Source organism: Ruegeria conchae (assembly GCF_000192475.1).
GTDB classification, from domain to species: domain Bacteria; phylum Pseudomonadota; class Alphaproteobacteria; order Rhodobacterales; family Rhodobacteraceae; genus Ruegeria; species Ruegeria conchae.
Genome location: NZ_AEYW01000014.1, coordinates 186,221 through 199,656, shown reverse-complemented (window position 1 = coordinate 199,656; position 13,436 = coordinate 186,221). Strand labels below are relative to the sequence as shown.

Annotated in this window: 12 protein-coding genes; 8 read left to right on the top strand and 4 right to left on the bottom strand. The window is 53.0% G+C overall.

Translation table 11 applies throughout. The annotated features are described in order from the left end of the window. Positions 1 to 59 precede the first annotated feature (59 nt). Both G7G_RS0115580 and G7G_RS0115575 read left to right on the top strand, forming a co-directional pair. On the top strand, positions 60 to 1,277 hold the full coding sequence (locus G7G_RS0115580; RefSeq protein WP_010442369.1) for an ROK family transcriptional regulator: 1,218 nt from the start codon (positions 60 to 62) through the stop codon (positions 1,275 to 1,277). Next, positions 1,267 to 2,778, top strand: a complete 1,512-nt coding sequence (locus tag G7G_RS0115575) for a CRTAC1 family protein (RefSeq protein WP_010442368.1) — start codon at positions 1,267 to 1,269, stop codon at positions 2,776 to 2,778. Before G7G_RS0115580 ends, G7G_RS0115575 begins: the two co-directional genes overlap by 11 nt. Here G7G_RS0115575 and G7G_RS0115570 read toward each other — a convergent pair whose 3' ends face one another. The 4 genes from G7G_RS0115570 to G7G_RS0115555 form a co-directional block, all read right to left on the bottom strand. Further along, positions 2,779 to 4,080, bottom strand: a complete 1,302-nt coding sequence (locus G7G_RS0115570) for a cytochrome-c peroxidase (RefSeq protein WP_010442367.1) — start codon at positions 4,078 to 4,080, stop codon at positions 2,779 to 2,781. It lies immediately after the preceding gene. A 1-nt stretch (position 4,081) separates the two neighbouring features. Then, a complete protein-coding gene (locus tag G7G_RS0115565) occupies positions 4,082 to 5,029 on the bottom strand; it encodes an aldose epimerase family protein (RefSeq protein ID WP_010442366.1) in 948 nt (315 codons plus the stop codon). Continuing rightward, positions 5,026 to 6,483 carry a xylulokinase gene (gene xylB, locus G7G_RS0115560; protein ID WP_010442365.1) on the bottom strand — a complete coding sequence of 486 codons (1,458 nt, stop codon included), beginning with the start codon at positions 6,481 to 6,483 and terminating at the stop codon, positions 5,026 to 5,028. Before xylB ends, G7G_RS0115565 begins: the two co-directional genes overlap by 4 nt. A 231-nt stretch (positions 6,484 to 6,714) precedes the next feature. Continuing rightward, positions 6,715 to 7,494 (bottom strand): MOSC domain-containing protein, encoded by a 780-nt coding sequence (locus G7G_RS0115555; protein ID WP_037321646.1) that lies wholly within the window; start codon positions 7,492 to 7,494, stop codon positions 6,715 to 6,717. Between the two features lie 386 nt (positions 7,495 to 7,880). On the opposite strand from G7G_RS0115555, the gene G7G_RS0115550 reads away from it, so the two are divergent. The 6 genes from G7G_RS0115550 (at position 7,881) to G7G_RS0115525 (ending at position 13,431) form a co-directional block, all read left to right on the top strand. Continuing rightward, on the top strand, positions 7,881 to 9,200 hold the full coding sequence (locus G7G_RS0115550; protein WP_029622076.1) for an ABC transporter substrate-binding protein: 1,320 nt from the start codon (positions 7,881 to 7,883) through the stop codon (positions 9,198 to 9,200). Between the two features lie 78 nt (positions 9,201 to 9,278). Further along, the gene (locus tag G7G_RS0115545) at positions 9,279 to 10,226 is read left to right on the top strand and encodes a carbohydrate ABC transporter permease (RefSeq protein ID WP_010442362.1); all 948 of its coding nucleotides are present in this window, start codon (positions 9,279 to 9,281) and stop codon (positions 10,224 to 10,226) included. After that, positions 10,223 to 11,161, top strand: a complete 939-nt coding sequence (locus G7G_RS0115540) for a carbohydrate ABC transporter permease (protein WP_010442361.1) — start codon at positions 10,223 to 10,225, stop codon at positions 11,159 to 11,161. Before G7G_RS0115545 ends, G7G_RS0115540 begins: the two co-directional genes overlap by 4 nt. After that, positions 11,158 to 11,346, top strand: a complete 189-nt coding sequence (locus G7G_RS0115535) for a hypothetical protein (RefSeq protein WP_010442360.1) — start codon at positions 11,158 to 11,160, stop codon at positions 11,344 to 11,346. Before G7G_RS0115540 ends, G7G_RS0115535 begins: the two co-directional genes overlap by 4 nt. A 2-nt stretch (positions 11,347 to 11,348) precedes the next feature. Beyond that, positions 11,349 to 12,446, top strand: coding sequence for an ABC transporter ATP-binding protein (locus G7G_RS0115530; protein ID WP_010442359.1), 1,098 nt, complete (start codon positions 11,349 to 11,351; stop codon positions 12,444 to 12,446). Then, positions 12,439 to 13,431 (top strand): ABC transporter ATP-binding protein, encoded by a 993-nt coding sequence (locus G7G_RS0115525; protein ID WP_010442358.1) that lies wholly within the window; start codon positions 12,439 to 12,441, stop codon positions 13,429 to 13,431. The genes G7G_RS0115530 and G7G_RS0115525 overlap by 8 nt, the downstream gene beginning before the upstream one ends. Positions 13,432 to 13,436: the final 5 nt, after the last annotated feature.

The window sequence follows — 13,436 nt, the reverse complement described above, 5'->3', positions numbered from 1 at the left end:
CTACAAGAGGCAGTCAAATTCAAATAGATTGGACCAACAGCAAGATTCGCGAGGACAAAATGCTGAAAAGCAAAGCCTCTCCGGTTTCTTTGGAACAAAGAAATACGACCCGCATACGGGTATTGGAGCACATCAGAGCCAAGGGGTCCGTCTCGCGGATCGATATTGCATCCGCCTTGCAAACCAGCCCTGCGACCGTCACCGCAGCCACGGCTGATCTCATCTCGGCCGGGTTGGTCAAAGAGACTGAAAGCCAGGCACAGTCCAAGTCGGGAAAGAGAGGCAGACCCAGAGTATTGCTGCAATTGGACGGCCAGATGCACCTTGTGGCCGGCCTCAAAGTAGCTCGGCAAGTAATCTCAGTTATCTTGGTCGACTTTGAAGGTAACGAAGTCGCATCCCATAAATATGCTCTGGATCAAGCCAGAATGTCGCCGCAAAAATTTGTATCGGCGATCCGCGAAGCTCTTGAAGAGACCTGCAGTCAGATCGACCGTTCCGTCGCACATTTGGCAGGTGTTTCTATCGGGGTGGCCGGACTGGTCGACGCAAACAGGAATTTTGTCCACTGGTCTTCTTCAATTACCGAGAGAAATATTGACTTCAGCCACCTGCTTTCAAATAAACTGCCCTGCCCCGCATTCGTTGACAACGATGCCAATCTTGTCGCCAAGGCCGAACAGCTTTTTGGCCTGGGCAAGGGTTTAGAGAACTTCCTCGTCGTTACGATCGAACACGGTGTTGGCCTTGGCATCGTATTGGACGGCAAACTATACCGTGGAGAACGAGGCTGTGGCGCTGAGTTTGGGCACACCAAAGTTCAGCTTGACGGGGCCCTTTGCCAATGCGGTCAACGCGGGTGTCTTGAAGCCTATGTGGGTGACTATGCCCTGCTCCGTGAGATGACAGTCACCGGTCATACCAACGACATGGAATCCGTTTCCGAAATACATGACCGCGCCAACTCAGGCGACGACAGAGCTTCGTCGGTGCTTGCCCGCGCAGGTCAGATGTTTGGCCTCGGAATTTCCAACCTGATCAACTTGTTTGACCCAGAGTGCATTATCGTCTCGGGGGCACAAATGAGCTTTGAACATTTGTGTTCCAGCGAAGTTATGACCCGCATTCGGAACGGCGTTGTGAATGTCGATGCACCTTTGCCCCAGATCAAAGTTCATCACTGGGGCGACATGATGTGGGCTAAAGGGGCAGCAGCCTATGGAATTGAGCAAGTCTCGATTCTAAAGGTCAAGGAGCTGACGTCGAATGCGCCTTGAGTTTGCGATAATTGCGGCTTTGGCCACAGTTGCGAATGCGGGCGCTGATACTCCTGAATTTGAAAAGATGGATGTGCCAAGACACGTCTATGATGGCGGGTGGGAGCATTTTGTCGGCGGTGGTGTGGCCGTTTTCGATTGCAATGGGGACTCGCTGCCAGAACTCTTTTTGGCTGGCGGTTCCAACCGGTCTCAACTGTTCATCAATACCTCGAAGGAACAGATAGCATTTCAGGCAAAGACGCCTGAAGATCTTTCGCTGGCCGGTGTGTCCGGCACCTACCCTCTTGATGTTGATAGCGACGGCGTAATGGATCTGGCGATTTTGCGTGTTGGCCCAGACCTGCTTCTTCGGGGCCATCACGACTGCCAATTCAGCCCTTTCACTGAACTCGGGTTTCAGTCCGAGGATCACTGGACCACAGGGTTCTCGGCAACATGGGAAAGCGGGCAAACGTTACCGACCTTGGCGTTTGGCACCTATGTTGATCGGTTTGATCCCGAAGGTCCTTTTGAATCCTGCGGACCAACCCTTTTGTACCGCCCAGAAGGCGACTTGTATCACGAGCCACTGCATCTTGAGCCCGGCTACTGCTCACTTTCTATTTTGTTTTCGGACTGGGCTCGAACTGGCCGCGCTGATCTTCGCATCAGCAATGACCGTCACTACTATGTTCGCGGCGGTCACGAGCAGTTATGGGCGATGGAGCCTGAGCCTCGGCAATACTCGGAAGACGAAGGCTGGCTTCCATTTTCGATCTGGGGAATGGGGATCGCCTCTCGCGACCTTACAGGAGATGGATTTCCCGAAGTTTATCTGACTTCGATGGGTGACCAGAAACTCCAGATTTTTGACCCAGTGACAAACGGACCGACCTGGCGCGATACAACTTACGATAAGGGTACGACCGCTCATAGACCGCATCTCGGTGGAGACGGAAGGCCATCCACCGGGTGGCACGCACAGTTTGGCGACGTCAACAACGACGGCCGGGACGATATATTCGTGGCCAAGGGAAACGTAGAACAGATGCCCGATGCGGCTCTGAACGATCCCAATAACCTACTACTACAGAACTCCGACGGTCAGTTTATTGAAGCTGCAGCAGATGCCGGTGCTGCTTCGATGGCTAAGTCTCGTGGCGCGGCGCTTGCTGACCTGAACAACGATGGGAAGCTGGATCTGGTGGTCGTCAACCGAGGTTCTGAGCTCGAAGTCAGTCAGAACACTTCACCAGGTGGAGATTGGCTCTTGCTGGATGTCGCTCAGGATCAATCCAATCGCGCAGCAATTGGTGGATTTATTGAGGTTATAACTTCGCAAGGCGGTCAGACCCGCGAACTTACAGTCGGCGGCGGCCACGCAGGTGGTATCGCCGGTTTTCATCATTTTGGACTTGGGAAGGAAGACAAGGCGAAGGTTCGAATGATCTGGCCGGATGGAGCGAAAAGCGAGTGGCGGGAATACCCCTCCAACCAAATCATCCGAATTCGACGCTGATTACTTGTCGACCGGCAGCCCGCTTGGAACTTGGTCAGGTACACCTAGTCGCTGCGCCGGATCCTCAAGACTTTTAAGAAAACTGAGAAGAGCGTCAATTTCCTGATCCGTCAGGCTTACTTTCGACAAGCTGTTGCTTTTGGCAATCGCACCCAAGTTCTGATTATCCGACATTGCTCTTTGGTCGTCAAAGCCGGGGAAGTCCGGCAAGGTGGCCCTCTCGATCGAGTAGTTTCGCAAGGACGCTACCGGGTCCAGATGGTGGCGCACAATATCTTCAAGGTCGGCATAAGCTCCGTTATGTCCGTACGGAGCAGTTAGGGTCACGTTGCGCAAAGATGGCGTGCGGAAAGCAAACGCGTCGTCGGGATCACCGGTCACGCGAAGACGCCCGTCGTCCCTGACATGGTTTTCAAATCGCGCCGCCTTTCCCGGGCCGATCTGCGGCATTGCAATCGAATGAAACTTGTGATCGGTCTGGAACCAGCCCGAGTGGCAGTTGCTGCAACCAGCTTTTCCATAAAACAAGCCCATCCCAATCTCGGCTTCTTCTGAAAGCGCGGCCTCACCTCGCATCGCGCGATCGAACGGGCTGTTATCCGCACGCCACTCGAATGCGATAAAGTCCGCGATTACATTGGCAATTGCCGTGAACGTAATTCCATCATCCGGCGCTAAGTCCTCAAACCTCTGCTCGTACTCTGGAATGGCCGCAACACGTTCTGCAATCAGATCCCACGCACCGCCTTGCTGTGTTAGAAATCCGAGGCGAACCGCTTTGCTCACGTCATTCTCAGAATAGTGACCCGCCATTTCGTCTGGCGACAAAACCGGGAACATGGCCTGTGCGGCCAGCGCTGAATTGAAACCAGACCGCATATGAGTACCCAACGGGGTTCTGATACCATCAGGTTGCGTTGGGTCTGCCTCTAGTCGCCCATCGTGGAAAAACGTCGTGAACTCAGTGGCTCCGAGGTTCCAAAGCCCTGGTGAGTTTCGAGGAATACGTTGTTCCGGGGTGTTCTCTGGGTCCAATGTCCGCTCTGGACCCAACCCAATTCCCCCTTCCCCGATACCAAGGGAAACACCGTCGGACGTGCCAAGCCTGGGATGATGACAGGTCGCGCAGCTGATATTCTTGTTGCCAGACAAGATCGGGTCATAAAACAGCAAACGCCCCAGCTCAGCACTTGCAAAGTCGGGTTCGAGGAACTCCGGCAAAGGACCAAGCGATTGGGCACCCGCGCCACCCACCACAGAGATTGCTAATCCGAAAGCCAAGAATAGCGAAACTGCTCTCATGTCATTCCTCAGAAACTTCTAGATTAAGTTCCTGCCGGTACGGATTCTCCGGAGTATAGATGATTGAAGGAAACGACGAGGTATTCGGTGCGTTGGGATAACCCGATGGCTCGAAACACACTCCATGCGAAGCGCGACGCGGTTTTGTCATCTCATAGCCCGAATAGACCTGTGCTCCGGGTTGGTCTGAGTAGACGGTCAACGCAAGGCCAGAGAGTGAAGTGATTTCCGCCACCAGAGTTTTTGGGTCGCGATCATGATCAAAACAGAAATAGTGATCGATCCCTTCCGAAACACTGCCAATCGTATTGGCCGTTGAAAAATCCAACCCGTTTTCGTTGGTCGCAAGCACTCTGCCCGACGGAACACCCTGATCGTCGATTTCCAGATACCAATTTGAAGCGAGTTTCAGCTTATGCTCGTCTATGCCTCCTGCAGCACCCAAAGTGTAGTAGTTATGCTGCGCAATGCTAATCGGCGTCGGCCGATCAGGCTGTGCAGATATTGAATAGACCAAGCGTTGACCCTGTAGGCAGATCCTGACCTCGAAGCTGATCTCCCCTGGAAAGCCGCCCTCCCCGTCGCGAGAAACATAGCTCAGAAAGACTTCATTCTGTGCAATCTGTTTGAGGTCCCAAAACTGCTTAGACAGCCCATCGTCGCCGCCATGTAGGGTGTTTTTTCCCTCGTTGGCGTTCAGTTCAAAACTAGCGCCCTCCAAGTCAAACTTCGCGCCGCTGATCCGGTTGGCAACACGCCCTACAATTGCGCCTAGGTAACGCGTATCGGTGAGATACGCAGTTGGATCGTCAAACCCAAGGATGAGCGGCACGTCCTTGTACCACCAACCCTGCGTGATCGCCCCATAGTTCAAAACCGAAACGCGCATATTCCCATCGGTAAGAATAGCTGTTTCAATCTGATAGGGCTTACCCGTTTCTAGCTTCATCTTAATGCCAGCGGCGCAAGCGCCTGATAGAATTGCCTATATCTCCGGTATTCGTTTTCGTAGGCATCAATCAGGTCGCCTCGTGGTTCAATGCGTTCCCGAATTTCCGGCGGCGTCATAACTTGCGCCGGTTCAGCGCCGTTGACAGCACATATCGCGAGTCGCGCAGCGCCCAAAGCGGCACCGAATTCGCTGCCTTTTGGCATTTCCAGTGGAACTTGCAAAACAGTAGCTAAGGTTTCCAGCCAGAACTGAGATCGTGCACCTCCCCCTACTGCCATAAGGCTATTTGGCTGGGTTCCGGTGCTCTTCAGTGCTTCCAGGCAATCTCTCATTCCAAAAGAAACACCCTCCATTACAGACTGGGTCAACTCAGCGGGCTCCGACGAGATGTCCACACCCAAAAACGCGCCACGAATATGGCTATTGTTATGCGGCGTCCGTTCTCCTGACAGATATGGCAGGAACGTGATCGCAGAAGGTCCGTTCAATTTTCCCGGCATAGATGCAGCGAGTCTTTCCACAGGTTCACCCAAATTGCGAGAAAGCCAATTCATGCTGTTCGTTGCTGACAACATGACGCCCATTTGTATCCATCGATCCGGGACTGCGTGGCAAAAGCAGTGCACGGCGGTTTCCGGATCCGGAGCATAGGCTTCCCGCGCAACGAGCAACACACCAGACGTCCCAAGAGAGACAAACCCGGTGCCGTCGTTGATGCTCCCTATACCGCAGGCAGCGGCAGCATTGTCGCCGGCACCACCAGCCACGACAACCGGATTCGAAAGCCCCCAATCCTGTCTCAAACGGACCTTCAACTCTCCACCCCGATCACTGCCCTCAACCAAGCTCGGCATCTGCTCGGTGCGCATGTGACCTATGGCTAGTGCCTTTTCTGACCACTGCCGAGTGTCAACGTCCAGCCAGGATGTTCCTGCGCTGTCTGACATGTCCGAAACATATTCGCCAGTCAGCCAAAACCGCAAATAATCTTTCGGCAGCAATACCTTGCCCACCTTTGAGAATACATCGGGCTCATTCGCGCGCAACCATTCGAGTTTCGGCGCCGTAAACCCCGGGAATACGATGTTTCCCGATATTGCGCGCATCTCTGGTGTTTGATCTAGTGTCCGCGCTTCGTCGGCTGACCGAGTATCATTCCAAAGAATACAGGGCCTCAATATTTCGCCATCAGGATCCAGTAGTGTAGCGCCGTGCATGTGTCCGCTTAGGCCAATACCTCGCAATTTTGAGAACGCTTGCCGGTTGCCGACGCGAAGCTTCCCAACAACCTCTTCGCAAGCGTTGGTCCAATCCAAAGGATCCTGCTCAGACCAACTAGGCTTGGGTGTCGAAGTGGAAATGCTGACTTCGGCATCACCGACAACGTGTCCTGTGTCATCTACCAGAATCCCGCGGAGACCTGACGTTCCCAAATCCAAGCCCAGATACATTGAGCACCACCTGTCTAAATATTTTAATGGCTAAAATTTATTGAAACAGGGATCTTGTCAAGGCTCCGTAAAAGGAGTGCCCTCCAATCGTATCTGGATCAGAAAACACGAACGCGACGTCCTTCGATACCCTGGACAGCCAAAAGAAAGACTGAGCAAGAGTTGGGTAAAATCGTCTGACCGAACATGGCGCAAACCTCTTAGAAAAGCCTCTTTGGCAAGAGGCAAGGTCTAAGCGAGTATTTCTCCAGTTTGACCGACAGCTAGCGTTCCACCATTAATCACTTCGACATAGACGCCCATATCCATATGGCCCATCAATTTCCGAATAAGGTAGGGTATTTTCAAGTCGCGCTCGGCCGTTTTCGGGTTCACTTCAGTTGCTGCACACCTTTTCGTACGCGAGAGTATCTTCAACTCGACATCGCCAAATCTTAAAACTGATCCAACTGCATCCAGCTCAGTAAACGAAGGTAATCCGTCTATCTCAATATTCGCTCGGAAGCGCGCCGGGTGGATTTCTGCGTTCAGTTGTTCGCCCAACTTTTTCACAGAGGGTAGATTCAAAACGGAAATCGCGTTCATCATTTGCGGTGATACAACAGATACATCTGTAAACCTATGAGGAGTGGAAGAGACAAACTTTGGCAGCTCAGGATCTTTTAAATCGATCTCCGAAGAAAGGAACTCTGCTGCCTTCTCCCGATCTTCAGACGCTCGCATATCAAAGCGTCGTATCTTTCCGTTCGCATTGATCTCAAGTGCCTGGGACTTAATTTCAAAATCGGTCTGAATGCCTGCCAGTGCAGCCTCATTCAACAAAACGACAAAACGATCTTTCGGCAGTGGCGTTGGGTTCTGCATGTCGAAACCGGAGTTGTAGCGAGCAAATCCGAACAGGCGATCGCCCGGAATGCCATCTCCTGCTCGCAGCGTCACAGTGCGCATAGGCTCGGAACTCAAGCCTTTTATAGGGTAGCGGTTCAATCGGACGATGGAGAGATTGCTCATACGTCTGCACCTGACCAAAAAGAGTTATGCACGGTCCCGAACTGTCCGCACTGTTTGACGCTATCTCGAATTCTCAAAGGTATCGACCAAATAATAATTGAGCGCTTCACAAGCGGGTTAGCTGAACCTGTTGGCTGCATGACGGCTGCGCCCATTTAAGTCGATATGACCATTCGATACCTCGCTGCCGAAAATACATTCGCCTCAAAGTCAATGAGTAATTTCTTTATGATTCAATAACTAAGAGAAAAAACTGGCTATCTCTTCCGATTTCTTGAGGTACGAACCTCAAAAATATCTGGACTTGAGGTGCGTACCTCAAATAGCCTTGGATGTATGCCGCGATTCGCACATCCTCGATTGACGGCGCAAAAAGGGAGGAATGGATGACTTACACAAAACTGGCCTCGACCAGCGCAATAGTCCTTGCCGCTACTACTCTTTCTACCAAGGCAAATGCTGAAGATCTGACGCTCTGTTGGGCTGCATGGGACCCGGCCAACGCGCTTGTTGAGCTATCAAAAGAATTTGAAGCAGAATCCGGCCACACCATGAACTTCGAATTTGTTCCTTGGCCAAATTTTGCGGACCGGATGCTGAACGAGCTGAATTCTGGGGGTAAGCTCTGCGACCTACTGATCGGTGACAGCCAATGGATTGGCGGTGGCGCTGAGAATGGTCATTATGTCCAGCTGAACGAGTTCTTTGATGCTGAAGGCATCAGCATGGACGATTTCGCGCCGGCCACTGTTTACGCTTACTCGACCTGGCCTAAGGGCACACCAAATTACTACGCGCTGCCTGCGATGGGCGATGCAAACGGCTGGTTCTATCGCAAGGACTGGTTCGAAAACCCCGAAATCCAAGCCGCATACAAAGAAGCAACTGGTCAGGACCTTCGTGAACCTCAGTCTCAGAAAGAATTGCTGCAGATTGCGCAGTTCTTCCAAGGTCGTGAAATCGACGGCAAGACAGTCTATGGCGCCGCAATTTTTACCGAGCGCGGCTCGGAAGGGATCACCATGGGTGTGACCGGAGCGCTGTATCCTTGGGGCTTCAAATATGAAAACACCCCGGGCTCATATGACATGGAAGGCGCGGTAAACTCTCCCGAAGCGGTTGAGGCACTGGAATTCTACAAGGAGTTCTACAAAACGGCGACGCCTCCGGGATATACCAACTCTTACATGGGTGAGAGCTTGGACGCCTTTAAGTCCGGTCAGGTCGCCATGGCTATGAACTGGTTTGCGTTCTTCCCTGGTCTTTATGCCGACCCCAATACTGGCGGTGACAAGATCGACTTCTTCGTGAACCCACCACAAAATCAGGCAGGTTCGACACTGGGCGGACAAGGTATTTCTGTCGTCAGCTACTCTGACAAACAGGACGCCGCACTTGAGTACATTAAGTGGTTTGCACAGCCGGAAGTTCAGGCCAAATGGTGGGAGCTCGGCGGCTACTCGGCGCATAACTCCGTACTGGAAGATCCTGGTTTCGTAGACAGCCAACCGTTTGCCGGCGACTTCCTTGAAGCAATGGGCGGTGTACAGGATTTCTGGCAAGAGCCTGCCTATGCGGAACTGCTGCTGGCAATGCAGAAGCGCATCCACGACTACGTGGTTGCCGACCAAGGTACAGCTCAAGAAGCGCTTGATCTTCTAATCGAAGATTGGACGGAAGTCTTTGAAGACGAAGGCAAGCTGTAGTCCGACGCAGACAGGAGCGGGTGCAAACCCGCTCCACCTTCACCCGTGAGTCCTAAACCAACAAGAACTGGCAAAGAGATGTCTGACAGGACAATAGATCGCGTTGCGCAGGCAACGCCCGAGCGAGTTGCGCGAAAAATCCGAGGATTATCCGACCGCGCGATCGCCTGGATTTTCATCTCCCCAACGATCTTTCTTTTGCTGGCGATCAACATCTTTCCGTTGATCTGGACCATCCAATTGAGCTTTACCAACTACAAGGCCAACCGGATCGGGCGTGAAGTCAAAGATGTCGGCCTCAGGAATTACGAGCGTATCCTGACGGACTCGGACACCTGGCTAAATATGCAGGCGACGGCGCATTTCCTGTTCTGGACGATCTTTTTCCAGGTCCTGATCGGGTTTACTCTGGCGTGGTTGATCAACAAGAAATTCAAGGGCAACGATCTTTGGACCACGATTATCGTGCTGCCAATGATGCTGTCCCCGGCGGTTGTCGGGAACTTCTGGAAGTTCCTGTATCAACCTCAAATCGGACTGTTTAACTACATCGTGTCCTGGTTTACCGGCAAGGACCCGTCGAGCTTTGAAATGCTGGGATCCGTGACGTTGGCTCCGTGGGCGATCGTGATCGTCGACACCTGGATGTGGACCCCCTTCGTGATGCTGATCTGTCTGGCCGGTCTGCGCAGCATTCCCGACTACATCTACGAGGCGGCTGAAATCGACAGGGCCAGCAAGCTGCGACAGTTCTTTACGATTACCATCCCGATGGTGCTACCGTTCCTGATGCTGGCCGTGCTGTTTCGAGGCATAGAGAACTTCAAGATGTTCGACCTGGTTGTTCAGCTAACCGGCGGAGGCCCCGGTTCTGTAACGGAACTCACTTCGATCAACCTGAAACGCGAAGCCTTTGAGAAATGGCGTACGGGCTATGCCTCGGCCTATGCGATCATCCTTTTCGTCACCGTGTTCGGCCTCGCGTCGATCTACGTCAAAGCCCTGAACAAGGTGAAACAGAGATGAGCAGTTTTTCCGTCACCGAACCTTCGAACCGGTCCAAGTGGATCGCAGGCTTCCTGGTAATTACTTATGCGCTGATCACGATGATCCCGCTGGTTTGGATTTTGCTGACTGGCTTCAAGTCCCCGGCCGATGCGATCAGTTACCCACCCAAAGTGGTCTTTGACCCAACACTTGAAGGTTACGTCAACCTGTTCACCACACGAACACGGCAAACGCAGGAATTTCTGGAAGCAAACCCACCGCAGAACTGGGCCGATGAGATCGTGCGCCAATACGACATGGTGATTGTCGGGCCATCCAAGTTCGGGGAACGCTTTATGAATTCGGTGATCATCGGATTTGGCTCAACGTTCTTGAGTATCTTCCTTGGCACGCTGGCCGCGTATGCCTTCAGCAGGTTTAAAGTACCGCTCAAAGACGACCTTCTATTTTTCATCCTCAGCACAAGGATGATGCCCCCGGTCGCCGTCGCCATTCCAATATTCCTGATGTTCAGAAACCTTGGTCTCAGCGACACGCATTTGGGAATGATCCTGCTGTATACGGGCGTGAATATTTCCTTGGCGGTTTGGTTGCTGAAGGGTTTCATCGACGAAATCCCAAGAGAGTACGAAGAGGCCGCCCTCATAGATGGCTACACGAGATTTCAGGCGTTCTATAAAGTGGTGCTGCCGCAAGCCGCAACCGGCATAGCCTCAACAGCTATCTTTTGCCTGATCTTCGCCTGGAATGAGTACGCGTTTGCCGTGCTGCTGACATCCGCGAATGCGCAGACTGCACCACCGTTCATCCCGACCATTATTGGTATTGGGGGCCTGGACTGGCCTGCTGTGGCGGCAGGTGCCACGATCTTCCTGATCCCCGTCATGATTTTCACCATCCTGATGCGCAAACATTTGCTGCGTGGGATCACATTCGGAGCCGTGCGCAAATGAGCGATTTTCTAACCGGATTGATGCGGCTCCGCCGCGGCCCGTGGGAGATGGTCGCAACCATCCTTATCGCACTGGGAGTCTTCATGCTGATGCAACCCTTTGTCCTTTGGGCCTTCACCTATTCCTTCATCGTCACGCTGATCGGAACCGTCATGTTCATCATCGTCAGTCATTTCCCGGAGTAGAAATGGCCCAGATCGTAGTCAAAAACGTAAGAAAGATGTTTGGCGATTTCACGGCTGTCCGCGAAAGCTCGTTCACGATTGAGGACGGTGAGTTTTTCATGCTGCTCGGGCCATCCGGCTGCGGAAAGACGACGACGCTGCGGATGATAGCTGGATTGGAACTTCCAACATCGGGTGAAATCTATCTGGACGGTGAAGAGATCAGCCAGCGGCCACCGTCGGAGCGGGACATTGCCTTCGTGTTCCAAATGTTCGCGCTGTATCCCCACATGAACGTGCGCAAGAATATCAGCTACCCCCTGATATCGCAGGGCATGCCGCGTGCTGCTGTCAAAGCCAAAGTAGAGGAAGTCGCGGGAATTCTGGGGATCAACGACATCCTCGATAGCCCAGTAGGTGGGCTTTCGGGCGGCGATAGACAGCGCGTAGCGCTTGGACGCGCGATTGTTCGCGAACCCAAGGCATTCATGATGGACGAACCTCTTGGTGCCCTGGATGCCGAATTTCGCGAGCACATGGCCGAAGAACTGCGGGCACTTCATGATCGCATGGGCGCGACCACTGTTTACGTGACACATGATCAGTTGGAAGCCATGCAAATGGGCGACAAAATCGTTGTGATGAACAACGCTGTGATCGAGCAATTCGGTACACCCCAGGAAATCTACGACAAACCAGCTACGATGTTCGTTGCGGATTTTATCGGGTCTCCTTCGATGAACTTCCTGCCGTTTGAGGGAAAGGTCGAGCCTGGTTCGGAAATGGTTCGGCTGAATGGCCATGACGAAGCCGTGCCGAGGCTGATGGAAGGGGCGGAAGGTGACTTGGTTTTTGGCGTTCGCCCCGAGCATGTTTTTCTGTCGGATGGGAGCGAATACCGGGCCAGAGTCTTGGCCGCAGAATACTTGGGGACCACCCAAATCGTTACACTGCAAAGCCCGAACGGTGAACTTAAAGCGCGAATTGATGCACGCGAAGTCGTTAATCCCGGCGAGTCAGTGGGGTTACAGTTCCGCTCACCTGCTGTAACCCTTTTTGAAAAATCCACCGGACGCGCGTTGAGGTCCGCTCTGAACGACGAGGTACTAAGCAATGGCTGAAGTCGTGTTGGAGAATATCTCAAAGTCCTTCGGCAATCTTAAAGCGGTGGATGATATCTCGATGACGATCCCCAACGGTGCCTTTGTGGTGTTGTTGGGCCCGACTGGCGCGGGAAAAACAACGACGCTGAGATTGATATCCGGACTCGAGAAACTGGATTCAGGAACTGTGCACATAGCCGGGCGTGACGTTGGAATAGACACTCCCGCTCAGCGCGATGTAGCGATGGTCTTCCAGCAATACTCGCTGTACCCGCATATGACAGTGCGGGAAAACCTGTCCTTCCCTCTGCGGTCGCCGATCCTGAAGACCCCAGAGGACGAGATCACCAGGAAGGTTAATGAGGTCTCGGAGATTCTCCAGATCCCGCACAAACTGGATAACAAAGCCACTGAACTGTCTGGCGGTGAAATGCAGCGCGTTTCAATTGGACGAGCGCTGGTGCGTGATCCCCAAATCTTCCTGATGGATGAACCGCTCAGTTCTTTGGACGCCAAGCTTCGGGCGGATTTGCGGGTCGAGTTGAAAAGGATTCAGGCCGATCTGGGGTCAACCTTGCTCTACGTGACCCATGATCAGGTCGAAGCCATGACAATGGCGACGCATATCGGCGTTTTGGAGAACGGCCGGTTGGTTCAGTACGGAACACCGCGGGACATTTATGAAAACCCGGGCAGTGTTTACGTAGCCAGCCGATTGGGTCTGCCGCGGATAAATATCCTGCCGTCCGGGTTGTTCGAAGGCGATCACAAAGGCCCGCAGATTGGCCTACGCCCGGAAAACATCATTGAAGGCGAAGGCAGTGAAGCGCGTGTCATACGTGCTGAGCATCTGGGGGATCAAACGCGGTTGCACCTGGACTTAAACGATCACCCGGTTGTGACCTTGATTGATGTCCATCAGGATTATCCATCTGGAAAAGTTATAAAAATCCGCCCCCACAACCCTTTGTATTTTGACGCGTCCGGCGCGCGAGTGAATTAAGGAGC